Source organism: Pedobacter frigiditerrae (genome assembly GCF_032678705.1).
GTDB classification, from domain to species: Bacteria; Bacteroidota; Bacteroidia; order Sphingobacteriales; family Sphingobacteriaceae; genus Pedobacter; species Pedobacter frigiditerrae_A.
Genome location: NZ_JAVTSS010000001.1, coordinates 1,812,591 through 1,839,055 on the forward strand (window position 1 = coordinate 1,812,591; position 26,465 = coordinate 1,839,055).

Annotated in this window: 14 protein-coding genes; all 14 read right to left on the reverse strand. The window is 36.4% G+C overall.

The genetic code is table 11. The features are described 5' to 3' along the window. Positions 1-77: 77 nt before the first annotated feature. The 14 genes from R2Q59_RS07185 to R2Q59_RS07250 all read right to left on the reverse strand — a co-directional run bounded on the left by R2Q59_RS07185 (position 78) and on the right by R2Q59_RS07250 (position 26,465). Complete coding sequence (locus tag R2Q59_RS07185; RefSeq protein ID WP_316784765.1) at positions 78-731, reverse strand: DUF3826 domain-containing protein; 654 nt, start codon at positions 729-731, stop codon at positions 78-80. A gap of 170 nt (positions 732-901) precedes the next feature. Further along, a complete protein-coding gene (locus tag R2Q59_RS07190) occupies positions 902-3,640 on the reverse strand; it encodes a glycoside hydrolase family 78 protein (RefSeq protein WP_316784766.1) in 2,739 nt (912 codons plus the stop codon). Between the two features lie 183 nt (positions 3,641-3,823). Continuing rightward, the gene (locus R2Q59_RS07195; protein WP_316784768.1) at positions 3,824-6,583 is read right to left on the reverse strand and encodes a glycoside hydrolase family 2 protein; all 2,760 of its coding nucleotides are present in this window, start codon (positions 6,581-6,583) and stop codon (positions 3,824-3,826) included. After that, positions 6,583-8,172: a sialate O-acetylesterase gene (locus R2Q59_RS07200; protein ID WP_316784770.1), complete on the reverse strand. Its 1,590-nt coding sequence runs from the start codon at positions 8,170-8,172 to the stop codon at positions 6,583-6,585. Before R2Q59_RS07200 ends, R2Q59_RS07195 begins: the two co-directional genes overlap by 1 nt. Before the next feature lie 62 nt (positions 8,173-8,234). Then, positions 8,235-10,064 (reverse strand): six-hairpin glycosidase, encoded by a 1,830-nt coding sequence (locus R2Q59_RS07205; RefSeq protein WP_316784772.1) that lies wholly within the window; start codon positions 10,062-10,064, stop codon positions 8,235-8,237. 145 nt (positions 10,065-10,209) lie between these two features. Next, positions 10,210-11,136, reverse strand: coding sequence for a glycoside hydrolase family 43 protein (locus R2Q59_RS07210; RefSeq protein WP_316784774.1), 927 nt, complete (start codon positions 11,134-11,136; stop codon positions 10,210-10,212). Between the two features lie 180 nt (positions 11,137-11,316). Further along, on the reverse strand, positions 11,317-12,732 hold the full coding sequence (locus R2Q59_RS07215) for a glycoside hydrolase family 140 protein (RefSeq protein WP_316784776.1): 1,416 nt from the start codon (positions 12,730-12,732) through the stop codon (positions 11,317-11,319). A gap of 3 nt (positions 12,733-12,735) precedes the next feature. Next, positions 12,736-15,891, reverse strand: a complete 3,156-nt coding sequence (locus tag R2Q59_RS07220) for a DUF6298 domain-containing protein (protein ID WP_316784778.1) — start codon at positions 15,889-15,891, stop codon at positions 12,736-12,738. A gap of 120 nt (positions 15,892-16,011) precedes the next feature. Further along, a complete protein-coding gene (locus tag R2Q59_RS07225; protein WP_316784780.1) occupies positions 16,012-17,643 on the reverse strand; it encodes a polysaccharide lyase in 1,632 nt (543 codons plus the stop codon). 4 nt (positions 17,644-17,647) lie between these two features. After that, positions 17,648-19,300: a polysaccharide lyase gene (locus tag R2Q59_RS07230; protein ID WP_316784782.1), complete on the reverse strand. Its 1,653-nt coding sequence runs from the start codon at positions 19,298-19,300 to the stop codon at positions 17,648-17,650. Positions 19,301-19,707: 407 nt separating this feature from the next. Continuing rightward, positions 19,708-20,664 carry a hypothetical protein gene (locus R2Q59_RS07235; RefSeq protein WP_316767388.1) on the reverse strand — a complete coding sequence of 319 codons (957 nt, stop codon included), beginning with the start codon at positions 20,662-20,664 and terminating at the stop codon, positions 19,708-19,710. A 46-nt stretch (positions 20,665-20,710) separates the two neighbouring features. Continuing rightward, a complete protein-coding gene (locus R2Q59_RS07240; RefSeq protein ID WP_316767390.1) occupies positions 20,711-22,570 on the reverse strand; it encodes a RagB/SusD family nutrient uptake outer membrane protein in 1,860 nt (619 codons plus the stop codon). 10 nt (positions 22,571-22,580) lie between these two features. After that, positions 22,581-25,760, reverse strand: a complete 3,180-nt coding sequence (locus R2Q59_RS07245; RefSeq protein ID WP_316767392.1) for a SusC/RagA family TonB-linked outer membrane protein — start codon at positions 25,758-25,760, stop codon at positions 22,581-22,583. A 39-nt stretch (positions 25,761-25,799) separates the two neighbouring features. Further along, positions 25,800-26,465 carry a DUF3826 domain-containing protein gene (locus tag R2Q59_RS07250; protein WP_316784784.1) on the reverse strand — a complete coding sequence of 222 codons (666 nt, stop codon included), beginning with the start codon at positions 26,463-26,465 and terminating at the stop codon, positions 25,800-25,802.

Sequence of the window (26,465 nt, forward strand, 5' to 3'; positions counted from 1 at the left end):
CTGCCTTGTGTGTTTGGTATTTATTATCCCCATCGCTCTGAGCAGATTGCGTCGTGCCTCACAATGACGATTAAGTTTTACTGTTTAGCTTTTTTCTCTTTCTCAGCCTTAATCTTTTTAGTGTAATCGCTATACATTGTTCTCCAATTGCGACCATTGTTATTTAAAAATTGCTCTGATTTAGTTTTATAGATTTCGAAAATCGCCGAAATCTGTTTCATATTTTTATAGTCAACTGCTTGTTCACGAGCTTGTTTTAAAAATCCTAGAATTTTAGCTTCTTCATCAGCTGTTAAATTTGGAACGATAGATTTGTAACCATTCATTGTAAAAGCAACTTTTCCGATGGTGTATTTATCTAAGATTGCTTCCACTTGCTCTGGTGTTAAATCTTTCTTTAAACCATCCATTAAAGCTGTATGAACTGTTGTAGGCATTGCGCTATCTGCAATTATTTCCCTGTCCAAATCACTTAGTTTATTTCCAGTAACTGGATTTATCCCTGCTGGAACAGTAGAAGCTGGATGTGCATTATGCCAATTTCTAATAGTAGTTAAATGAGTTGCCACAACTTCTTTTACACGAGCTTCTTTTTGAGCATCGCCTAAATTTAAGGACGCAACCCATTCAGCAGCTTTTTTACTGTTCTCTTCGTCAGCAGTGGCTGATGTCTGTGCTTTTGCAAATGTGATTGCTAAGGCTAGAAATGTGAATACAAATATTTTTTTCATAGTTGTTATTTTTAAACTGTTCGTCATTGCGAGGATTGATTTTTCATCAACCGAAGCAATCTTTCTTAATTATTATATTCAACCACCCCGTCAGCAAGCTGACACCCATCCAAAGGAGGGGAATTTCCCCTCATAGTTTTTTATGCATTTCGCAATTCCCCCTTTGGGGGTTAGGGGGCTTTTTTCTTCACTATAAACGAATAATCTCCCGAGCCAATCTCATAAACTGCTCTTCCATTTTCATTCTTAATTAGTTTTAAATCTTTAATATTTTGCTCTGCAACCACATCACCTTCATTTGCCGGTAAATAAACTAACGCAGTTGTATTTGGCGGAACAGTAATTGTCCAGTTAAACTGTTTTGCAGATTTTTTCCAACTGCTTTTAATCAATCCATGAACAGATTGATAAGATGCATTTACATGATCTAATCCAGCAATCATTTCAGGTTTCATCACTATCTTTTTAAATCCTGGTGAAGCCGCTTTTATTCCTGCCAAATTCTCATAGTACCATGTTAACAAATCGCCTAACATCATCACATGATTTTGAGAGTTCATTTTTGGGTCAGAGGTGTTTCCATTCCATAATTCCCAAATGGTTGTTGCGCCATTCTCAATCATATATCCCCAAGATGGGTAAGTCTTTTTAGTAGCGACTGTATAAGCTAAATCTGGTCTGCCGTAATCGTTTAAACAACGCATTAACCATTGAATACCTACCAAACCGTTGCTCAAATGTCCTTTGTTGGTTACTTCAATAGTGTAAACAATATTTTTAAAAACCTTATCCACTTGTTTCTCAGGCACCATTTTAAAATACAGCGGAATGATGTTATCAGTTAGCACATTAGTTCCATAATAGCCTTTTTCGTTATAATATTTTTGATTAAAAGCCTCCTTGATTTTTTGACCAAGCACTTCAAATGTTGCCACATCGCTTTCATTACCCGAAACTTTGGCAAACTGAATCATCAATTGCATAAAATGATAATAGTAAGCAGTTGAAATTAATTCTGAGGGATATTTTTTATCTGCACTTTTACCTCTTCCAGCCTCAATGGTTACAGGTGGCATACACCAATCGCCATAGCTATCTTTGGTTAAGATATAATCTTTCATATATCTCTCCTTCATGTAGCTTAACCATTTTTTCATGGCAGGATAATTATCTTTAACAGCATTTACATCTCCAGTTTGATTGTAAACCATTTCGGTGATGAGCAAAATTGTTCCTGGCCAAGTCATATTATCGCTGTAATAACGCCAAAAAGCAGGTGCAACATCAGGAATAGCGCCATCTTCTTTTTGAGAATTTCTGATGTCTTGCAACCATTTGGTGTAAAATCTGCCATTGTCAAACACAAAACTCTCGCCAAATGCAACTGCTCCTCTATCACCCAACCAAGGTTGGCGCTCATTTCTTTGCGGACAATCTATCGGGATACCTTTGTAGTTACCAGCAATTCCCCACCAAGCATTTTTAAAAATCTGATTGGTCAAAGCATCCGATGTTTCAAATGTTCCAACTGTTTTGATGTTATCATAAATCATCTTGCCAGTAAAATCGGCTAATGCTGGTTGATAAGTATAACCGGTTAATTCTACATATCTAAATCCACGATAAACAAATGTTGGCTCCCAAGTTTCTTGTTCAGTGCCTTTAATTGTATATAAATCGGTGTTTTTCGCATTGCGAAGATTGGCTGTAAAAAGTTCCCCATTGTCTTGCAATGATTCTGCGAAACGAAGTTTAATTTGTTTTCCTTTTGAACCTTTTACTTTGATTTGCAACCAACCCACCATATTCTGACCCATATCGAGAATAAACCTTCCACCTGATAATTTCTTTATAGAAACAGGCTTTAAGGTATTCATTACCTTGATATTCTCATTCATTTGAGCTTCGATAGTTCCAGTAGGCTCTTGTACAAATTCTGCTTTTAACCATTTACTATCGTCAAAACCAACATTGTTCCATCCAGCAAATTCTTTGGTGGCGTCATATTCTTCACCATCATATTCATTGTTGGTTCTAATTGGTCCATCGGCCGTGCCTTTCCAACTATCATCTGTATCGATATTAGTTGTTGTGCCATCCGTATAAACAATATTGATGTTCATTAGCATTTTAGGGAAACCAAATGTTTTGATTTTATAAGGTTTTTCATTTTGGCGCATGGCGAAGAAACGACCATTGCCTAATATCGCTCCGATAGCATTTTTGCCACTTTTAAGGTGTTCAGTTACATCGTAAGTATTGTACTTCACATTCTTAGTATAATCTGTTGGTGTTGGTGTTAAAACGTCATTACCTACCTTTTTACCATTGATATAAAGCTCATACAAACCTAAACCAACAATAGATGCAGTTGCATATTTAACTTGTTTAGCACTTTGAAATTCCTTTCTATAATATCTTGCCGACAATCGTGAATCAGTTTTCATATTATCCCAAGGAAAAGCCCTATCAAATCCAATCCATCCTTTTGGCCAATCTTTATAATAAAGCAAACCCATTGTAAACGAATTATTTGCCGACCATTCGCTTTGTCCATTGTTTGTCCATACTTTAACTTTCCAATAACAGCGCATTCTGCTTTTTAACTCTGCTCCTTTATAAGCGACTAGTATTGATTCTTGTTCATTTACTTTACCCGAATCCCATAAATCACCTTCGTTGGCATTTAATTTCTCAGCAGATGACGCAACCAAAATCTGATAAGCAGTTTGCATAACATTACGTTCCGTTGAAACAATGTTCCAACCAAACCTTGGCTTAACCACATCAATACCCATCGGGTTGACCAACATTTCGACATTGGTATTTTGCAAACTCACCTGTGGTGCCATCTTTTGAAACGGCAACAGGAGAATGCTAAACAGTACGATATATATTTTTAGGTTCATTTTTTAATTGTTGTAATGTTTTAAGGTTGAAAGGTTGTAATGTTTCTAAAGCAACTAAAACTTTGCAGCATTCAAGCACTATTTCTTTGCGTTCTTATAGTTTCTTTGCGGTTATTATCCCAACGCTTTCCACCTCGCTACCTTTCCCACAAGCAGATTGCTTCGTGCCTCGCAATGACGCACTTAGTTCCCGCTAAAATCAAAATACAAAGTCATATCCAATGCCCTTGCTGGTTCTTTCTCAAAATCATAAAATACGTGTTTCATTCCCATCGGACCAGTTGTTTCAGGTTTTTGGGTTTTCGTTCCAATAGCTGATATTCCGTTTAAAAATGAAATATCCCCATTAGGGAAAGTTGGGTTCATATTATCCCACTCGGTATCCTTTGATTTTTTTGGTGTAAATAACCTAAAGAAAATATCTTCTTGGTCAGTATAAACTTTAAACGAATTAGACTTTCCAATAAATTTACACCAATACATATTCGAATAATAACCTTTAAACTCTGGATATAAAAATGGAGGTTCGCCAGTTGCAGAAGTATTATAGCTTTTATTCCAAACCCCAAACTGATTTCCTTTCATCCTGTTTTTCCAAACGCGATTAGGACCGTTTCCTTTATATTCAACACCTTTTATCTCAGTTTCTGGATAAGAAAAATTCATTCCCACAAATGTGGTGAAGTAAGCTAATGGAAAATATTTAACCTGCATTTTAACGATTCCAGAAGGATAAATTGTCCACTCCAGTGTATTAAAGTTCTCCTTACGTTCAAAAGTTGATGAAATGACTACAGTATCTCCAATTATTTTATGAGTGAAGTTTTTGAAGTTATTTACCCCTTCTTGTAAAATCGGCCCATTTGTAAATGGAACTTCGCCATTTGCATTTTTAACTTTTTGCAATAAACCGGTGGTTTTATCGAAAACCACATCAATTCCATTTGCCGAAACGGCATAAGTTGATGTATTATTTACAACGTTAACTTTTGATTTTCCCGTTTTAACTACCAATTTATTTATCTCTTCTTTAGGTAACGTGATTGGGAAACTCCAAGTAAAAATGGTTTCACCACTGGGCGATTTAGCTGTAACATATAAAACCTCAAAATTTCTCCAACTTTTTGGAAGATTAATTTTTAAAATACCTTTTTCTAATGGTTTTATAGTAGGTGCTTCAATTGCGCCTTCAGTCTCTATCCTATCTGTAGAATTAAAACTTGATAGCTTATAACTAAATGTACACTGATTTAAATTTGTGAATGCATATCGGTTTTCCACATTAAATGAACCATCAAAACCTCCTGTCATTTCTCTATGCTCAAAATAGATTGGGCTCCAAACTTCTTTTATCGTGTAAAAACTTCCTTCTTTTTCGTGGTAAGGCCCAACAATTCCATCTGGTCCGTGATTTCCATCTGTATCGATGAAACCATTTTTATCCACTCTCACTACACCTTGGTCTGCAAAATCCCATAGAAAACCACCAGCAGATAATGGATTGTTCCACATTGCCTTCCAGTAATCTTCTAAACCTGCACCGTGACCGCCATCCCACATTCCATGTAAAAACTCAGTTGGCATTAAAATATTGTGTCCGTAATCGTAATTTCCAATTCCGTAATTGTAATCACGATAATGAGTAGTTTCAAAGCCATTAAAAACTTCCCAAGGATGAATTAATGGGCGTTTCTGAATATCTTGTTCATCAAATAAATGGTCTAATTCCCTATTATGACCACCTTCATTTCCATTTGCCCAAAATACAATTGACGGATGATTTTCATCGTTTTCCATCATTTCTCCTAATAATTTTGTCCCAGTTTTTGTATCGTAGTTGCCGTGCCAGCCTGCTAATTCGTCCATTACAAATAAACCAAGTGAGTCACAAACATCTAAAAAGTGGCCATCTGGAGGATAATGAGCCATCCGAACAGCATTCATATTCATTTCCTTCATCAACTTCACATCAGCAATGCTGATAGATTTACTCGTAGTTCTGCCAGATGATGGATAAAATGAATGACGATTTACACCTTTAAACTTCATTTTCACTCCATTGATGTAAACACCATCGCGTTCTTTTACTTCAACCGTTCTAAAGCCAATTTTTTTAGAAATGGTATGGACGATTTGATTTCCTTTATACAAAGTAAATTTTGCCGTGTATAAATTCGGGAACTCCGTTGACCATAATTGAGGGTTCACAAAATCGCGTTGAATTCTGATTTGATTTTCAATTTCAGCATCAATAACTTCTCCGTATGCTGCTCCAAGATTATCATATAGTTGAATTGAAACTTTGTCAGCTCCTTTTGTGGCATATATATTTGCTTCGAAAAAGCCATCTGTTTTTGCATTTAGCTGAACTCTTTGGATATGGGCTTTTGGCAATGCTTCTAAATAAACAGGTCTAAAAATACCGCCGAAAATCCAAAAATCAGCTTTGCGCTCTGCATTGTTAACCGATTGATTGGAAGAGTGTTTAGATACTTTTACTTCAAGCAAATTATCTCCTGTTTTTAAAAGTTTAGAGATATCATACTTAAAAACATAAAACGAACCTTGATGAATAGCTCCTGCAGATTTACCATTAATCTTAACCTCGGTATCTGTCATCGAACCCTCAAAAACAATATTGATTTGTTTGCCTTTCCATCCGGTAGGAACAGCAAATTTGTATTTGTATAGACCTTGCTCTTTTCCCCTTAACGTATCTTTATCGAAACCATAATTATATTTACCAAAACCCTGTAATTCCCAATTTGAAGGCACAGGAATGGTTGTCCATTTACCAGAATTTGCACCTGCTGTACAGAAAAAATCCCAGTTAACGGTTTTGTCATTACCAGTTCCAGATAACATTAATCGTTCTGTTTCCTGTGCATTTGCAACGAAAATCATTGATATTAAACACAAGAAAATGATGAATCTGCTTTTCATTAATTGGTTTTAAATTGATTGGTTAATGGATTATTTGTTCTAAAAGGTAATGCAGGTAAACCGTTACTATAAAAATTACCTGATGGATTTTCTGTCCAGTTATACCTAACTGCTATTGGTTTCTTAACATTAGATGAGCTTAACCATATCTGGGTTGCACTGTTTTCCATTGGAAATCCATCAGCAGGATAAAATTTACCGTCCATTCCAGCAACTTCAAATCCACTATATACTCGTTTATGATTATCTGATTTCACAGTCAAATTTATTTGGTCGAATGTTAGAGTTGCAATATCATTTTTAAAACTAACGGATTTATAAATCGGACCAGAATAATCAATCTTTTGATTGTATGTTTTTGCCAAAGCCCAAAGCGATAACCTTCTTCCAACCTCCCATTTATAAGTTGGGTGCAAATCTCCTCCATTATCATTTAAATCAGAAGTTGATATCATTCCAGTATTCGGCAAACGTAAAAGTTGTGTTTGCGCTTCCCAAAAATTTGGTTCTGTATCAGCAGTAAGTATAACCTTATCACTTTTTTGCTTGCTATAATCGAATGGCGCAATTTGCACATAGTAAAATGGCATATTTTCATCTTTCCAAGCTTTTCTCCAACTCGTTATTAAAGCCTTCATTTTATACGAATAGGATATAGTTTCATTCAAAAAGCAGTTCGTTTCGCCTTGGTACCATAAAACTCCTCTCAAAGCGAATTTGGTTAAAGGCTCAACCATTGGTATATAAAACTTACCTGGGTCGTTGCCAACCTTCTGTTCTTTAAAAAATGGTTCATTAGCGAAGGCTTCATTAGAAATCCAAGGTTCAATAGCACTTCCTGGCACAGCCGATGAAATTACACCGATAGGAATACCTAATTTTTCTTGTAATTCTTTAGCGAAAAAATAGCCTACGGCAGAAAAATTTCGCAAGGCTGAATCTTCCGCCAATGCCCAACTTTTATGAACTGAATCTGGCTTAATTAAAGCTTTTCTATTCACCAAGAATATTCTGATTTGAGTGTTTTTTGCCTTTACCACCGCATCTGATGGAAAACCTAGCTTTTCATTTTTCGGTTTCGGGATTTTGGCCAATTTCCGCATCGCGTACTCCATATTAGATTGACCAGAGCATAACCAAACTTCGCCAACTAGAATATTTGTCAATTCAATTTTATTACTACCAGATATAGTCATTTTTTGTGGCGTAGCTGATGTTTTCAATGGAGATAAAACAACAATCCAATTTCCTTTATCATCTGTAACCGTAGTTTTTGTTTGTCCGGCAAAACTTACTGTTACTTTTTCTCCAACAGCTCCAAATCCCCAAATATTGATGGGTTTATCTCGTTGCAAAACCATATCATTTCCTAAAATTTGAGGTAATAATATTTTCGCATTGGCGGAGAACGAGAATAAAGTAATTAACAACATAAGTCCAGCCCACAAAGCAGATTGCTTCGTCGTTCCTCCTCGCAATGACGAAAACTTCTGTGAGATTGCTTCATCCAGTGCGTCATTGCGAGGCTTTTTTTCAAAGCCGAAGCAATCTGCTGGTGTGTTGGGTTTCTGTGATTTCCCATCGCTCATAGCAGATTGCTTCGCTTCGATGAAAAATCGAAAACTCGCAATGACGCACTTTTTTAGATTCACTACCATTTCCCCGTTTTTAAATATTTAATAGCATAAGCTGCTTCATTCTTTTCGCTCTCGCCAGCTTTTGGCAAATCATAAGTTTGGTCGGCAGGTGTATCAACATCAGGAAAACGACGAACCTCTCCTGTTCTAAATACAATTCTTGAAACTTCAGCTACGGGTTGAAAAGCCAAACTCGTTAACACGTCTTTTCCATTTACTGTAATGGTGTAAAATCTGGTAAAAGCATCAAGCTTGATTTTAATATCATAACTTTCTCCAGCTTTGTATGTCATAAAGTTTTTGTAACGAGCGCCAGCTTTTGCACTTAAAGTTCCAGTAGAATCAAATGTTAAACGAACAGCGGCCATTCCTTTTGCATCTTGCAATTCAATTTCCATTTGTCCGAAACTATCTTGTTTGGGTGTTATTGAAAATTGAGTAACAACCTTTGAAGCAGCAGGAAAAACTCTTTCCGCTTTTGCGTAATCAAATGGGTCTTTATCTTTTAGAACCAATGTTTTGTTTTCTACTTTTACTGGTGCCCAAAGCGGACTGTAAATATTCCACAATTCCAATTCCTTTCCTGCCAGAAGTTTTGAAAAATCATCATCAACTTGTTGCTTAACAATTTCTGAAACTGGCAATGGAATTGACGAAACCCAAATATCTTCCTTGTTCATGCTATAAGTAACCCATAATTTACCATCTGCAGGCTTACCATTTCCTTCAATAATTCCACGTACATATTGTGGACCGTAAGATTTGTAGTTACCACCGTAACGCATAGGCGATACTTCACCATTAACCAATAATAGATTAGTATACTCCAGTCCGTTTTTACTAGTAGAAATTGCCAATGGCCATCTGTATTCTGAGGGATTGTAGACCGTTGCAAAGTTTCCATCAGCTGTTCTTTGCCCCCAAAATTTTGCATTACTATTTACAAAGCCAGGTGCTCTACTTGCATTTTCCGGCCAAGTTTTACCATTGTCTGTACTAATTGCCGTTAATGCATTTTTCCATAAACCAACTACTCTGCCATCATTTAAATGATAATAATTGAAGGCTTTATATTGCTTTTGTAAAGTAATTAATGGGTCTTTTCTATCGGCTTCTTCATTCCACTGCTGTGTCATTAATTGATTAGTCAGCAATTCGTTACAAGCTTCAACAAAAGCTTTATTTTTGCTTTTGGTGTATAATGGATATAATGTGTTTTTCTCCGACCAATTTGGATTATAATGTATAAAATAGATAGGTCCGTATTTGCCATCTGACTGAATTTCTCTTACAGCTCTACCAATTCCATTGCCATCATTTGGGTCGTCTTTTGCATCAAAGCTGATGGCATAAAAACCTAAAACCAGAAACACGTTTTTTGTAGAAACATAAAATCCCATTCTTTGGTGCATAACGGCATCTAAATCTTTTGCTACATCATCTCTTCCAGCTTTTTTAGTTCCATCTGTAATTCGGTAAATAGGAAAAATCACTTCTGGTTTTGTCCAAGTATAACCATCAGCACTGCTTTGTAATAAAGTTTGTCCTGGCGGGATACTTTCTCCAACTTTATCACTCAAATATTCTACATAAAATTTATTGTTCCAATAAGCTAACATCGGAGCGTGGTTGTAAGTCCAACCAAAGTTTTCTGCCAATTCTGGATGCTCACGATTTGCTCTAAAAGTTTGAATGCTATGTACGCCAACCACAGGTGTAAGCTGCCCATGATGATAATCTGCATTAACCAAGGTTTTGCCAGTATAACGTATAGTATCTTGCGCCTGCGAACTTTGTATCGCAAAAACGAAGAATAAGATGATATATATTTTATTCAATTTCATTCTTTTTTAGTTAAATCGTCATTGCGAGGGTTGGTTCTTCACCACCCGAAGCAATCTGCTAGTGTGGTGGACTAATTGCATTCTTCACTTTGTTCCCAACGCACTAGCAGATTGCTTCGTCGTACCTCCTCGCAATGACGCGTTTTTATTTCTTCAAGTTCCTCAAAATCTTCTTCTCTACCCTCATTACCGTTCCGTGTTTATGTCCTTCTGGAATGGTGGTTGATGAACTGATGTCTTCAAAATTCTTAAAATCGTATGTTTTTAATGTCGTATATTTTTTATCGCCATAAGCATCATAATAAATCAAATACTTATTTCCTTGTCTTAAAACTGTTGGTCCTTCTGTTAATTTCGGACTAAAACTCTCTGAAATGTTAGTGTAAGGACCTAAAGCATGATCACTAAAGGCAATCTTTAAATTTCTATTTGGGCGGGTGTTATCCTTTAAAACCAACACATAATCCTTTACTGCCCTTTTTACGATTACAGCATCTATTACACTAAAACCAAGGTCTAGGAATAACTTAGGCTCAGAGAAGGTTTTAAAATCTTTTGTTGTAATAGAATACATCCTATGGTTATTATCCTCATCTTCAATCCCCTTTGGAAAACGAAAAGGAATTGTTGAAGCCCAAATGATAATAAATTGTGAATTTTCATCATCATAAAAAATCTCTGGTGCCCAAACATTAACCGTTGTAGGTTCTTTTTGCATAACAGGAATGAATTTTTGCTCACTCCAATTTTTCAAGTCTTTAGAACTAGCATAACCAAATCCATTATCGCCTTTCCAACTGCAAGTCCAAACCAAATGAAAAGTACCATCTGGCCCTTGAACAATAGATGGGTCACGCATAATTTTTTGTGTACCAACGGCTGGTTTTAGAAATATTTTGTTCAAATCGGTCCAGTGCAAACCATCCTTAGCATATAAAAGTCTTAACCCTTCATTCGCTGGTTCGTGGAATGAAGTAAAAACGTAAGCATATTTAGAGCAAGAAGTTAATGCACAACAAACCAAGCCGATTATGGCTATATGAAATGATGATATGAACTTTGTTTTTGACACTATTATTTACATCTTTTTAAACACCCCGGTCTTCGACCACCCCTCTAAAAGAGGGGAATTTCCCCACATAGTTTTGCAACACGCTTTATGCAACATCCATTCTCCTCCTCTGGAGGGGTGCCTAAAAGGCGGGGTGGTTATTTTATCAAATTTAAACCCTCAACCTTCCAACCCTCTACCTTATATTTTATCCAATATTAAAACCCAATCATTACCATCTTTTGGTTCTGCTGGCGGATTGAAATTATGCACACCTATATTTTCTATTTCGCCAATAACTGTAGATTTACCAGTTCTTGGGTCGTACCATGATGCCTTAACTTTAGCCCCATCTATTTTACCCATATTAACACTGAAATCTCTTCCAGTATAAGTATAAGCCATTACATAATCTTTTCCTCTTGTGGCAATCACTCTTTCATATCTTTCGCCATTTGTACCAGCAATTACAGTTTGATCTGGAACTCTGTCAAAGAAAGAACGAGATAACATCAAATTTTTTAAATGAATCATTTGTTTTGCGCCAGGAGAATTGATAGCTACAAACCACTCGTCATGGGGGCCATAAGCTGGTTTTGGGTCAGTCTTTTTATAGAACTGCATGATAGAGTTATGTCCGTAAGTGTAGCCAAATGCACCAGCAAAAACCGACCAATAACCATATCTTCTTACATCGCTGTCATTCCATCTTGGTTTACTTGGGTCATGCAATCCATAAGGAATGTCCTCATAAGATGGCTCTCCATCAATTGTTGGTTTGATAGGTTTTAAGTTATAATCAACATCAATGTATTTCCAGTTATCTGGTCCAAAATGATTTTTCTCACTCTTAATCGTATCTTGAATGTAGTTTCTATGTCCTGATTGCACCATATTAAAATCCATCCAACTTGCATTGTGAAACCAATCAGATGAAGCCGTTCTTCCCCTTGGGTGGAAAGTAATTAAATGATTGGGGTCATTTGCCCTTAGGTTTTCGCCGATTGCTTTCCAAACCTTCATTTGATCACTACCTCTAATATCTCCACCGTTTAACCAAATGATATTCCATTTATCTTTATATCTGGTAGCCAAAAATTTAGCATATGGACCAGCTTGAGCTTCTTTTACTCTTTTATCCTTAACATTTGTACCCCACACAGGAACCATCGCCATATAAATCCCTCTTTTTGCAGCCTCATCAACTATATAATCGATATGGTCCCAATAATCGTATTGCAATGAATCTTTAAAATCATTGCCTTCGGTAATTGCTGGTTTTGAAACATCTGCATGCACCAACGAAGAATCTAAGTAAACATTTCTAGAAGGCACGTCATGCAAAACCATTGCTTGTACAACATTAAAGCCCTTTTGCTTACGGTCTTCTAAATATTTAACGGCTTCTTCCCTAGTTAACCTATTGAACAATAACCAACCAGTGTCTCCTAACCAGAAAAAAGGTTTACCATCTCCAGTCATTATATACCTCTTATTTTCAGATATCTGTAGACTTTTAGGGTCTTTAGAAATTATTCTTTCTACTTTCTTTTCTTGGGTGCAACTATAAATAGTAAGTGCAATTACAAGGACTAAAATTATCTGTCTTAGCTTCATAAGTTAAATTTTATTAAGGATGATGACTTCATCACCATTACCAACTTTATTTATTTTGATGATTGAGCCTGCATTTACCTTCTCTTCTTTTAAAATTGAGCCATTTCTTGTACTCTGAATTTTTAAGGTAAAAGTTCCTGTGGCTTTAGTTAAATCTAGGTTTATGGCATCCGCCGATGCATTGTACAAAATGTAGGCTTTACCAGCATTTGCCAATCCGTATTGCTTGGTTGTTCCAAGTAAAAATGGTTTCATTGTTGCCGCTAATGTTAGGTTATCAGAGCTGATGCCCGAAACATTCGACAAAGAACCTCCAGCCATTAAAATTTCCCAGCCATAGCTATCAAAATTATCGCCAGAATAAATTACCGCTTTGTTAGGGAATTTTGTTTTGTATTCCGCAACTGCGTGATAAACTTGTTCAAAAGAAGTCTTTTTAGGTTTTAACAAACGAGCATGTTGTCTAGGTGCTAAATTCTGTCCACCTTGTGGCGCATAAGCAGTTCCATCTTCTTGATAATGCCAGTACCTGATATCAATTAAATCTACAACGCTTGCTCTATTTGGGTCTGCTAGGATTGCATCTTGAACATCTTTAGTAACACTTAAACCAATAATTGGATGTTTGCCAGTTTCCTTTTCCCATTCTTTAATTGTGTCAATCCAAAATTGTACAAAATGTAAAGGCCCTGTAAATTCTGCTCCAATTAATTGGATAACGCCATTATTACCCTTAAAATTTTCTAAACATTTGTAGATATATGCCTTATGAATTTTTCTTCTAAATGGGTCAGTTACATCATAAAACTGCTCTGCCATAAATATGCGTTTATCGCCAGCGTAAGGAACCGGTTCAGGGAAACCAGTATTGTTAATGTTATTTGCTGTACGCCAAGGAAAGTCTGCATAATGCGCACCTGCTTCAATTATATTATGCTGAAAATAGTTTTCGTGAATTAAAACCAAACCTTTTTGGTCGGCCAGATTGGCAAAAGTTTTTAGCCTATCCCAATACCAAAGGTTATATTTTGTGATATCGTACTTACTTAGACCATCCCAAGCTTTATCTTGTCCGCTACGTGCAAATGGCAGTTCATAAAATGGAGCCCAAACATCTCCATCCATACGACGAATGCGTTCATGGTCATCTCTTCTTCTATCGTACCAAAGCCCATAATTATGTTCCAATATTTTAACAGAACCATTTTTCATCGAATCTGTCATTGCATCTAAATCATCGGTTAACCCTTTTCCAGAACGACCAGGAACAAAACGAGTGATATGGGCTTTGCTATTTTTTATACCATGAGGTCTTGCACTACCACTCCACCATTGTACATCTTGTCTGTTACCTATTACAAGTTCATCACCACGAACTAACCAACCATTTTTAATAGACATTACAGCAGCCATTGTTGGCTTTACAATTGTGTTAATTTGATAAGTCTCAGTGGGCTTTATATTTTCAGCAACAGGAATTGGGTTTCTAGTCGAAGCTTTATCTATAAACTCCACTAGAGTTAAAGCAGGTATAACAGCAAGTTTGGTTAGTTTTTGAGCTACGTCTACAGGCGGACTACTTGAAGCCTCGGTTTCTACAGGGAGTACGATATTACGTGCATCTGCGTCATTTCCAATTCTATCTTTTAATTGGGCATAATAAAAACTTCTAGGTTGAATCTGCTCGTTAGACATATCCCAATAACCATCTCCAGCAAACTGTGCCCAAGTTCCAAAAGCCCAATTTTGAGCTGTTGGTGGTTGATAATTATCTACTCTTGCAGCACTGCATTGCCAAAAAACAGAATTTGCAGCTGCCCAACCTGCTCCTTGTCCATCTTGCCCCCTGTTCATGAAGCTTAAAGCCTGACCATCAACATTTACAATGTCAAATAAAATACCTGATGCCCAACTGTCTATTGCACCGCTAAAACTAAATGGTAATGTAGATTGACATTGTACAAAAGCATTTGGTCCTGGTGCACAAAAACCTACAGCAAAATCATGCATCCCATATTCAGCATAAATTCTTTGGAAAAGTGTTTGCTGACCAGCAGTGAAAAATGTATTTCTTCTTTCGCCACCAATTTCAGAGATTGGCGCCAATGATTTACAATCCTCAACTGTAATTCTTTTAGCAGTTTCTAAAATGTTAACTGCAGAACCCGCAAAATGCTCAAATACAACTTGACGAACCCAAGCATCTTGCACATTTTCTAAGGAAATGGCATTCCAACGATGGTATTCGTCCTTTAAATTTTCTTTATGGTAATCTGATTGGATTTTTAAATTCTCAACCCCAACTTGACTTATTCTTCCATCCCATTTGTACTTTGAAATAGTAGCGCCTCCGTATTTTGCATCTAAAGCAGTTGTTATTGGTGCATCAATAGTAATTTCATTTTCAGCAATGCTGATGATTTTTCTATCCCAGTGAATATCCCTTGTATTAGGTTTCCAACCCAATGCACTTTCACCACCTCCAAATTCTGCAGTTTTTAAAATCTCAATCCAGTTTTTTGTAGATGGACGATGTATGAATATATTATCTCCAACTTTAAGACTGCCTGCATTGGCAACAGAAAACTTCATTGCGTTAACAGGAACATATTCATCTGGTATTGCAATTTGAGTTTCTTCTATTTTATCGGCTGTGCCTAAAATTCTAATTACACCTAACCTGTCTAAACCAGAAGCTTGAATTAATGTGCCATTTGCTCCCATTCCGCTACCACGAAGAATAACGCCAGAAGCTTTGATTTTCAGAATCCCTGCAACTTTATAAATACCTTTTTCTAACAAAACGGCACCACGAATTCCATTTTTTCCCATTGGGAGATTCGAAACGTAATCTAAGGCAGATTGAATATGATTTGTTGCATCGCCAGTAATTAAAGGAACTTTAGCTTTGATAATCGCATTTGGAATAGCTTGTTCTCCTGCCATGTAACCACTGTAAGAAAAATCTACAATTCTATTTCCTTGAGCATCTTGAGTGTATGCTAATTTGCCATCTTTACCTTTAAAGATTGGTTTTGGAGGCAATTCTACTTTTTTGTTTTGAGCAGTTGCAGAGAAGGTTAACGCAACAAAAAACAAAACCAAATACAGATTTAGCTTAAAAAGTTTTAGTTTATATGTTTGGTTATTATTTAACATCTGTTTTTAATTCTTTTTGTCAATCGCTTTAAGATTGCTTTCCCGAAAAGTCGAGACAGGCTGTGACTCGCAATGACGAGTAAATTTAGAGATTCTTCGTTCCTCAGAATTACAAAAGCATCAAGGTTTAACTTTTCCAATCTCAACCAAACTGTTTAGATAAACTTCGATATTAGCATAACCATTTTTTGAAATTTTAACAGCATCGGTTGCATCTTTAGGATTTAAACCATTTTTAGTTTCCCAAGCATCTGGCATTCCATCTTTATCAGTATCAATATAAGGAGTTCCTTTGTATTCAGGATAACCACCAACTTGAGCAATGTCTGAAATGATACCTTTTTTGTAAGAATCGTCTGCTAAACGGCGCTTTACATAGTTTTGCTTTGCAGGTAATTTTCCATCCTCAACGTGTTGTATTTTACCTGTTTTAACTTGTTCAACAATCCTTAAATCTACAGGATCTCTCTTAGGTAAAGTAGCTCCGGCATTTGCCAAAACATAAGTATAAGCTTGTTTCGCATCAACTAAACTCACTTTCGCCATTGGCAAAGGTGTGCTTGTTCTGATTGAGTCTAATAATTTTTGTTTATCACCTTTAGCTTCTGGTTGCACGCCACCATCCCAATTGTCCTTGGTAACCCTTGCATTACCTTCAACAATGTTTCCAGTAATGTAAGCTTTGCCAAAAGTTGTTGTATATCTTTTATCACGACCAGATTCTGGCTTTAAAATTCTGTATGAAATTGGTTCACCAGCTGGAGTAATTGGCCCAGGTTTGTAATAATTATTGATAAAACTATAAAACGATGCATTATCCCCACCATCCGCACTACGATTCCACCAATTGAAAACTACGTTATTTACGAAGCCAAAATCGCCATACATGCCAACAGAAGGATTTCTACTGATATTTGAAGCCCAAAGGTTACGCATAAACGTACTGTTTAGACCACCAATTGTACTACCAAATGCATGGTTATAGGTATCTAAAGCTTCAGAAAATATTGAATTTTGAATGGTAACGTTAACGGTTGGTAATTTTTCTGGTTTTGAACCATCTTTTGGGTCGTAAACGTGGCGATAAATTGACATATTTTCATCTAATCCCCAACTTGCAGAAACATGGTCGATGATGATATTACCTACTGGATTACCGCCAATGGCATCATCTCTACGAGTTACATCAGTTACTCCTCTACGGAAACGCATAAAGCGGATAACCACATCATGTGTATTTAGCCAAACAGATTCTCCTGCCACACAAATTCCATCACCCGGTGCACTTTGTCCAGCAATGGTTATGTATGGAGCTCTAATGATTAAAGGCGTTTTCAATTTGATGATTCCAGAAACGTTGAAAACAACAATCCTTGCTCCACCTTGCTCACAAGCTTCTCTTAAACTACCAGGGCCAGCATCTGCTAAAGTGGTAACTACATAAACTTTTCCACCTCTACCACCAAAAGTATAAGCACCACCACCTTCTGCACCTGGAAATGCCAACAGTTTTGACTGAGGTAAATCGCTAGGTTTTGCTGCCCAAGGAATATAAGGCTTCCCTAATTTTGCCTCAGCATCAACAATGGGTTTAACTTTAAGAAACTGAAGTTCAGAAAGTCTTTCGATTTCTTTAAGTAAAGAATCAGCTTTCTTTTCCATCGCCTCTGGTATAACTGGATATTGAGCAAAAGCTAAATTAACAGAGCTGATTATACCCATCAGCATTGCTGCAGAAAATATTTTACGCATCCTATTATGGTTTTACTATACTTACAGGAACTACACTATTTAAGTAAATTTCGATGTTTGAATAACCACTTGCAGTAATTTTAGTTGCATCTGAAGCATCTTTTGGATTAAGGCCAGCTTTAGTTTCATAAGCATCTGGCATTCCATCATCATCCGAATCTTTATAAGGAGTACCTTTGTATTCCGGATAACCACCAACTTGACTAATGTCTGTAATGATACCTTGTTTGTATGAATCTTTTGGCAAACGGCGATGTTCGAAATCTTTCTCAGGTAATTTCACCCCTTCAATATAATCGATTTTACCAGTTTGAACTTGTTTAATTACACGGGTATCAACCGGGTCTCTTTTTGGCAAATTCGCTCCAACATTAGTTAGCACATAAGTCTTAGCAGCTAAAGTTGGCAATAGGGTAATTTTTGCCATTGGGAAAGGCTTTTTAACACGCATAGCTGCAAAATAAGGTTGAGCTTGCTCGTAAGTCATTAAATTTCCTTTTTTATCTTCCACTTGCACACCACCATTCCAATTGTCTTTGGTTACTTTTTCATTACCCTCAATGATGTTTCCATCTACATAAGCACGGCCAAACACCACATAAGGCAATTTGCTACGTCCAGATTCTGGCTTTAAAATCCTGTAGCTAATTGGGTCTTTTAAATCGGTTACTGGTCCTGGTTTATAGTAATTGTTAATGATGTTATATAAAGCAGTGTAATCACCACCATCTGTTGACCTATTGTTCCAGTTAAAAATTACGTTATTAGCAAAATTGAAAATACCATTCCATCCAATGGATGGGTTTCTAGCTCCATTATCAGCCCAAAGGTTACGCATGAACGTACAATTCTCTCCACCTAATGTGCTACCGAAAGCATGGTTCCATGTATCTAAAGCCTCAGAAAAAATAGAGTTTTGAATAGTAATATTTACTGTAGCTAATTTATCTTCAATTTTACCTGTGCTATCGTTATACATATGGCGATACATAGACATATTTTCATCTAAGCCCCAACTTGCGGAAACGTGATCGATCATGATATTACCTACCGGATTACCACCAATGGCATCATCTCTTCTGCCAACATAAGTTTCGCCTCTTCTAAAGCGCATGAAACGAACTATTACATCATGTGTATTTATCCATACTGATTCCCCAGCAACACAAACACCATCGCCTGGCGCCGTTTGACCAGCAATTGTAATATAAGGTGCACGAATAATTAGAGGCGTTTTAATGCGGATGATACCAGCGACATTGAAAACAACAATTCTTGCTCCGCCTTGTTCACATGCATCACGCAAAGAACCTGGACCACTATCATTTAAGTTTTTAACAACGATAACCCTACCGCCTCTACCACCAAAACTATAAGCGCCACCACCTTCTGCACCTGGAAAGGCAATAATTTCTGATTGAGGTAAATCTGTTGGACGACCAGCAAAAGGAATATAAGGCTTTCCTTGTTTAGCTTCTTTTTCGATAATCACTTTTGCTTTTTCCCATGCAATATCAGATTGCCTAGTTGCTTCCTTCATCATATCTGAAGAGGCTTTCTGAACATCGGCAGGAATTTTAGGATATTGGGCAAAAGAATAATTTGCTGAGAGCATCAACAAAGCAAAAAACGCTAGGTTTAATAATTTCTTTTTCATTTGTGTTTTGTTCATTAGAGACCAAAAAGTACGCATTTAATTTAAATTCGTTAATCTTAATTGGTTGTCCAGGTAAATTTATTTTGGTTAGAAAGTATATTATATATCAAAAATAAGGGGTTCGAGCTACTAATTTATCTATTATATTCTCAAAAGAGTATAACATCTTATCATTAGGCTATTTACCACGTAACAATCTTAATCCATTCTATGTTGCAAGATAAACATTAACAAGAATAAAATTCATATATAAATGTAACATTTCCAAATAAAAATAAACATAAAAAAAGGGACACTTTCGTGTCCCTTCTAACCAAATATGCTAAAAACCGAGCTACAATGCCATCACTCTTAATTGGATCTAGCAATATTTTAATGGAGAAGCAATGTTTAGCTTCTACAAGATTTTATTTCTGCATTTTAACACTTACGTTACAATAAGGTTTTTTATCAATATCAGAGGTAAAGAAGAAGAAATATAACATCCCATATTTTCCTTCTGGTGTTTGAAAAAACACTGCACTTGTTGATGTAATACCAGTTGTTGTAGCGTTTAGGTTAATCGTTCTCGCTTTAGCCAATGTTTCTATTGTTGACCCAGAAAACGCACTATTTGTAAATATTGTACCCTGACTAGCAACTGGCGCACTAAACTTTGTTAATCTTTTTGTCCAAGTACTTACATCATAAATAGGGAATGTAGTAGCCGGAGCACTGGTATTATAGATATTATGCACATATCCTGTAATAATTCCCTGACCATCTCTTACTGCGGTTCTGTAAATCCCAAAATCTATTTTTGCGGCATTGGTAGCCCCATTAGTATAACTATAAGTTGTACCATCACTTAGTGAAAAGAATGACGGTAAAACTTTAGCAACAGTATCTGGCATATAAATGTCTCTATTTGCAAGAATTACATAACTTGGATTTTGTTCAACTGTTACTTTTTTGTATCCATCTCCCATATAAACTCCTTTTTCATTTAATGGATAAACACGGAAGCTTTGTAATCCATCACGCATTTGAGTTACTGGAATTTTGTAAACGAATGAAAAGCTTCTTCTTTTAGTGCCGTCTGTAATCGGTGTAGTGATCCGCGATGGAGTAGCTGTGCCTGCAGATGTTTCAATTACATAAGAATACATATCTTCCTTATCAGAAGTAATTGTAAAATCAATCCAGACTTCTTCTTTATCATTAATTAATTTATAATCAGTAACACAACGCGGATCGCTACTGTTGTATGTCACCGAAACATTGGTGAACATATTAAATATGTTTGGAGCCTCCTTGCTACAAGACGTAAAGAGCAAAACGCTCAATGCTAGAAGGCATAACTTTTGAATATTTTTAGTTTTCATTTTTAATATTTTTTAATCAGACAAACTGAGTTTATATTTCTAAATCTTAATCAAGTGGGTCAAAGGTTCCACCTGGCCATCCCACTGTCGTGAAAATGTTCGCACCAAAATTTACAAAATCGTTATGAAAAGTATAGAAATAATGAAATTCAGGAATTGAGTAGCCATTAAAGACTGGGGTGATAGTTACGTTTCTGAAATATTTCGTATAAACCGTTTTGTCATTAACATTTAAATTATCTCTAAACATTACACCGCCTGTAACTGCTTCAAGAACTGCCCTATCCGACGAACTAACTAATTGGATTTCCAATTTCTGTAGATTTCCAGTAAGTAAGTGCATGGTGCGAGACCTTCTCAAATCTGCATTACGCTTATTTTCAAATGCAAATTCAATTTGTCTTTCACCAATAATCAATGTACGTAAATCTGCAGTACTATTTGCTAATCCTAATCCATAATCGGAGTCGCCTACAACAACACCAGCTCTTACTCTAATTTGTCTAACCAAATCTTTTGCTGCCGCAATACTTCCTGTTTCATTTAAGCAATCAGCATAGTTTAACATAACTTCAGCAAATCTCAAATCGATCCAATCCATTCCACTTCCACCCAAACCATTTGTATAGTTTACCGAACCAGCAGCTAATGTAGGCGTGGTAAAACGTTTCACATAAACTGCATTACCACTTGACTCTGAAACAGCATTATTATAAGTCCATTGTTTTCTAGTCAAATTACCACTCAAAGGATAAACACTTCCATTTGTAGCAAAAGTTGCTTCAAATCTTGGGTCTCTATTTTGCCAAAACATTACCGCATCATAAGGGAAAGCTGTAGAAGTACCACGTGGTTTTCCATCTTTCATTGGGTAAGCATCTAACATTTTGATAGTTGGCACATACATTGCATTATATGATCCACTTTCAGATGTAGGCCTATTGCGTTGTTCGCCTTGATGTCCTCTGTTAGCAATTGCATTTGAATAAGTTCTCACCAAAATGGCCTCAGTATTTGCAGTACCTTCTGTACGGAAAATATCAATGTAATTAGGCATCAACCTTTTTCCAGCCGCCATACATAAATCATATGCTTCCTTATTTGCAGTTAACGCTTCTGTCCACCTAGCTGCCACATAAGGATGCTTAGGATCATTGGTTGGGTTAAATTGTGGGCTTGCCCAGTAGAATAATACTTTTGCCTTAATACAAGCTGCAATTAACTTAGTTATTTTACCTCTGCCATTACTGTCATCAGGAGCAAAACCCTCAAGTTCAGTCATTGCTGTATTTAGGTCATTGATAATTGCCGCAAAACACTCCTTTGCACTTTTTCTACCCTCTGTGTAAACACTATTTGCCAATTGTTGCCTCAAGATTAACGGCACACCACCATAAACTTTAACCAATTCAAAATAGGTCATTGCTCTTAGTGTACGGTATTGTCCCAATAGAACACGTTGTTTTTCTAGAGGCATTGTGCCTAATGGAATATTGTCGATTGCATCATTACACCTAGCAATATCCCAATATTTATTATCCCCAGGATTACCACGGTATTGATTTCCAACTAATCCCCTCACATCGTTTACACCTAACACACCTTGCAAACCTAACGCAGCTTGGGCATTTGCATCACCATTAGGAAAATAATTCTCATCACTGGCAATGTGTGTTCCATAACGATCTGGTACTACCTGTAAAGGAAATGCAGGAATTGCAACATCATACACCCTATTCAAATGTAACTGAACAGAGCCCTCATTATCCCATATTGCCGCATCTATACCTTCTGTATCAGGTAATTGAAAAAATTCATCGTTATTTACTTTACAAGCTGGCACAACTACCACTAGCGATAGAATAAGTGCAGCTATTTTTATATTGTTTTTAAATTGCTTAATCATCTTTCAAAAATTATAAGTTAACACTTAATCCCAAAGAAATTGTTCTTAACATCGGATAATCGTATGCACTTGAGGTATACGGATCTTTGTAAGGAAGTGGATTTACGATTGTCCACAGGTTATTTCCTGTTAGCAATAAACGTGCACCACCCAATCCTAATCTTCTAGCAAATTCTGCAGGTGCTTTGTAACTCAATGTCATCGTATTGATACGGATCATTGTCCCACTAACAGCCCAGAAATCAGATTGTCTAGTAAGCGATGGATCATCAAAGCGTGGAAGCCAACCTTCATTCGGATTGGCCAATGTCCAACGATCTTGCCATATTGACGAAACATTTCTTGTTGATGATGGAGCAATTCTTGCTCTACCATCATAGAAAACTTTACCACCAAATTGAGCATTGATATTTGTGTTTAAACTAAAGTTTTTATAGCTTAAATTTAGTGAAATACCAGATGCCAACCATGGGTTGGTTCCGTTTTTATACATTGGTTGCATATCACTAGCAGAAATTACACCGTCTTTATTGATATCTTCAAAATATAACCATCCTGCTTGCGGAACCCTATCGAATATCCTATAATTAGGGTATTTTGCCATCCAAGCATCAACCTCGCCTTGAGTTCTGAACATTCCAATATTTTTTAAGCCGATATTACTAGAGTTATATACTTGAGGATCTGTACCAAAACCAATCAACCAATCTTCAGCAACATTGTTAAATAAATTACCAGGTGCATATAGAGTCTTAGTCACGATTGAATTACCATAAGAGAAATTCATACTGGCGCTAAGATTTAAATCTGTAGTCAACTTAGCTTTATAACCAATGGTAAATTCAGAACCCCAGTTATAAGTTTCTCTATAGTTGATTACCGGTGCACCGGTACCGAAATATTGTGGGTACAAGTTATTTCCACCTAAATCGAACTGATCATAAACACGATTTTGGAAAACTTCAACACCAAAATCTAATTTATTATCAAACATAGAAGCCTCTAATCCAAGGTTGAAGGTTCTTTTTTTCTCCCATGTAATATCTGGATTTGCTAAAAGAGATCGGTTTAAGCTATTTTGAGTTGAGCTACCATAAAGATAACCATTGGTTACATCGATCAAGAACCTATCTTGCCATAAGCGTGCTCCAACCCTATCATCTCCAGTAACACCAACGTTCACCTTCAATTTTAAGAAATTTACGAAACTTAGGAATTTGGCATTTTTAAAGAAATTTTCCTGACTAACTACCCATCCAATACCTGCAGTCGGTGAAATACCCCATCGGTTTCCAGTAGCAAACTGAGATGAAGCATCAACACGTGCAATCATTTCAAAAAGGTATTTTTTGTCGAAATCATAGTCAAATCTTCCAAAAAATGATCTTTTTGATGAAGTAGATCTACTAAAATTTTGACGAGCCAATGTAGACGCATCAAATGCCCAATATTGATCAATATCCGGAATTAATTGATTTGTATAACGTACAGCGGAAGTTGAAGAATTACCTTCGCTTTGCTCAGCTCCAACCAATAAATTTGTGTAGTGCTTGCCAAAAGTTTTAGCGTATTGTAGAGTGAAAAATCCTTGGTAGTTATTAAATTCTGAGATACCAGGTGTAATTGTTGCAGCGGCTGCACTTGTAGGCTCACTAAAAGATGCATTTGGATTTGCTGTTGTACCAGGTACTAACTGATCAGTGAACAATTGCCCATTATTTCCAGATCTTATATAGTTATAAAGTTTATAAGGAGGAATATACTGTGTAGATTTAGAAGCGCCACTAGATTGTGAAATTTGAAATCTGGCGGTAAGTCCTTTTAAAAATGTAGGTTCATAACTTAAACTTGCATTAATGCGATAACTTTTGCTATTGCTATTATCATAATAACCAGACTCTGCTATAGCTTTTGGATTTAGCGTACTGGCATTAGCATTGTAATTAACATAATTACCATTTATACTAATTGGCACCCATCTTGGAATACTAATGATGCGTTCAAAAAACGTATTATCTTGATCATTTGCATTGTGGTGTTGCTCTCTAGTGCCATAATCAACATTAAAGTTTACATCTGCTTTTAAGCCATTAGCAATGTTTGCAACAACACCGCTTCTAAAACCGTATTTATCGAATTTCATACCAGCATAGTTGGCATTTTCACTTTGATAGCTACCGCCAGCAAAAAAAGTAATCTTTTCTGTACCACCTTGGATACCGATATTATGTCTTTGGGTTAATGATGCCTGCCAAAGCTCATCGTACCAACTTTTATAGTTAAGGTTTTTGATGGTTTCTAAATCTTCTGGCAAAAAGAAACTATTTAGCGATGCATTCTGAATACGATAGGTGTCGTTTAACAATAATGCGTGTTCATAGCCTGATAGCATCTCAGGTTCTTTTGCTGCATCTGAAACACCCACATAGCCATTGTAAGTGATGCTAGGTTTACCGATTTTACCTTTTTTAGTAGTTACTAAAACTACACCTTTAGCACCAGATGCACCATAAATTGCTGCAGAAGCATCTTTCAAAAAAGACATACTTTCAACCATAGAAGCATCGATATTATCAAATGCATCTCTTGATACAGTGATACCATCCACAATATAAAGTGGTTCATCGGTACCTGCAGCAGGATTACCTACCAAAGATGGAGAAGTTGCAGAATTCCTGATGTTCAACTTAATAGTTGTACCAGGACGACCAGATGCAACGCTAACACCAACACCCGCAATCCTGTTCCTCATAGCTGCTGCAAGATTTGGAGCAGGTATATCCTGAAGTTCTTCTCCTGAAATTACGGCTACAGACCCTAAGGCTTCATTCTTTTTCTTTGTACCATAACCAACATTAATCACAACTTCATTTAGTGTAGTGTTATCAGAGGATAAAGTTACATCGATAGTGCTCCTATTTCCTACCGGAATTTGTTGACGTACATATCCTACGTAAGAAAACACAAGCACATCTTGATCAGAGGACACCTGAATGGTATACACCCCTTGTGCATTTGTACTTACGTTACTAGGAACGCCTCGAAGCGCAACGTTTACACCAGGAATTGGCGATCCGTCGGCCTCAATTACTTTACCCGTAACCTTTCGGCCTTGAGCAAAGATGACTGAACTTGCCAACAGCATAAGCAGCAAGGACAATGAAAATTTACGTAAAATTTTTGAGTTCATATTATATTATTTGGTTAGTTTGTATTTATTTTTTTGCTTTTAATTCACTTTAGCTGCCTTTATTCTCTTTTGCCATTCTTCGCCCTCCTTTTTTAAATCATATCCAGCTGCAGACAAATAGTTGTTTATCCTGCCTTTATATTTACCAAACCAAGCATGCTTTTTATCAGATGATTCTGCATCCATTGCTTTTTCCCTTGCTTCGATTAACCAAACCAAAATTTGTTTTTTTTGATCTTCTGTAAGGGTTAATATCTGTTCTTGGTAAGCTCTGTAAGTAAGTGGCACAACTCCATAAGTCATTCCGTCTTTAACTTGCTCAACTTGTTTGTCGTTTAAATGAGCTGATAAATTCTTTAAATATTTTTTATGGAGTTTGGTTAGGGAAGCATCAACAGCTCTATTTTCTTTAGCTAATACTGTATCTCTTTCAGCTTTATCCTCTTTGTATTTTTCTTTAATGGTTTTGATATTCAAATCCCTTGCGGCATAAATATCATTCAAATTACTGTACTGATCTCTAATTACATTAGTAACTTTTTCTACTTTAGCCTTATCATCAATGCCCAAAACCGCAGTAATTTTTGCAGCACGTTCAGTAATTACTTTTACATAGGCAGCCTTATCTTCCTCAGCAGTTTTTTGTGCAAACGTATTATTAACGTTTATCAAAACAAAAAATAATATCCCCAATAACCTCATCAT

Bases quoted from the DNA above. Each gene is read 5' to 3' on its own strand.
- R2Q59_RS07185 (WP_316784765.1), bottom strand. From the start codon at position 731: ATGAAAAAAATATTTGTATTCACATTTCTAGCCTTAGCAATCACATTT.
- R2Q59_RS07190 (WP_316784766.1), bottom strand. From the start codon at position 3,640: ATGAACCTAAAAATATATATCGTACTGTTTAGCATTCTCCTGTTGCCG.
- R2Q59_RS07195 (WP_316784768.1), bottom strand. From the start codon at position 6,583: ATGAAAAGCAGATTCATCATTTTCTTGTGTTTAATATCAATGATTTTC.
- R2Q59_RS07200 (WP_316784770.1), bottom strand. From the start codon at position 8,172: ATGAGCGATGGGAAATCACAGAAACCCAACACACCAGCAGATTGCTTC.
- R2Q59_RS07205 (WP_316784772.1), bottom strand. From the start codon at position 10,064: ATGAAATTGAATAAAATATATATCATCTTATTCTTCGTTTTTGCGATA.
- R2Q59_RS07215 (WP_316784776.1), bottom strand. From the start codon at position 12,732: ATGAAGCTAAGACAGATAATTTTAGTCCTTGTAATTGCACTTACTATT.
- R2Q59_RS07220 (WP_316784778.1), bottom strand. From the start codon at position 15,891: ATGTTAAATAATAACCAAACATATAAACTAAAACTTTTTAAGCTAAAT.
- R2Q59_RS07225 (WP_316784780.1), bottom strand. From the start codon at position 17,643: ATGCGTAAAATATTTTCTGCAGCAATGCTGATGGGTATAATCAGCTCT.
- R2Q59_RS07230 (WP_316784782.1), bottom strand. From the start codon at position 19,300: ATGAAAAAGAAATTATTAAACCTAGCGTTTTTTGCTTTGTTGATGCTC.
- R2Q59_RS07235 (WP_316767388.1), bottom strand. From the start codon at position 20,664: ATGAAAACTAAAAATATTCAAAAGTTATGCCTTCTAGCATTGAGCGTT.
- R2Q59_RS07240 (WP_316767390.1), bottom strand. From the start codon at position 22,570: ATGATTAAGCAATTTAAAAACAATATAAAAATAGCTGCACTTATTCTA.
- R2Q59_RS07245 (WP_316767392.1), bottom strand. From the start codon at position 25,760: ATGAACTCAAAAATTTTACGTAAATTTTCATTGTCCTTGCTGCTTATG.
- R2Q59_RS07250 (WP_316784784.1), bottom strand. From the start codon at position 26,465: ATGATGAGGTTATTGGGGATATTATTTTTTGTTTTGATAAACGTTAAT.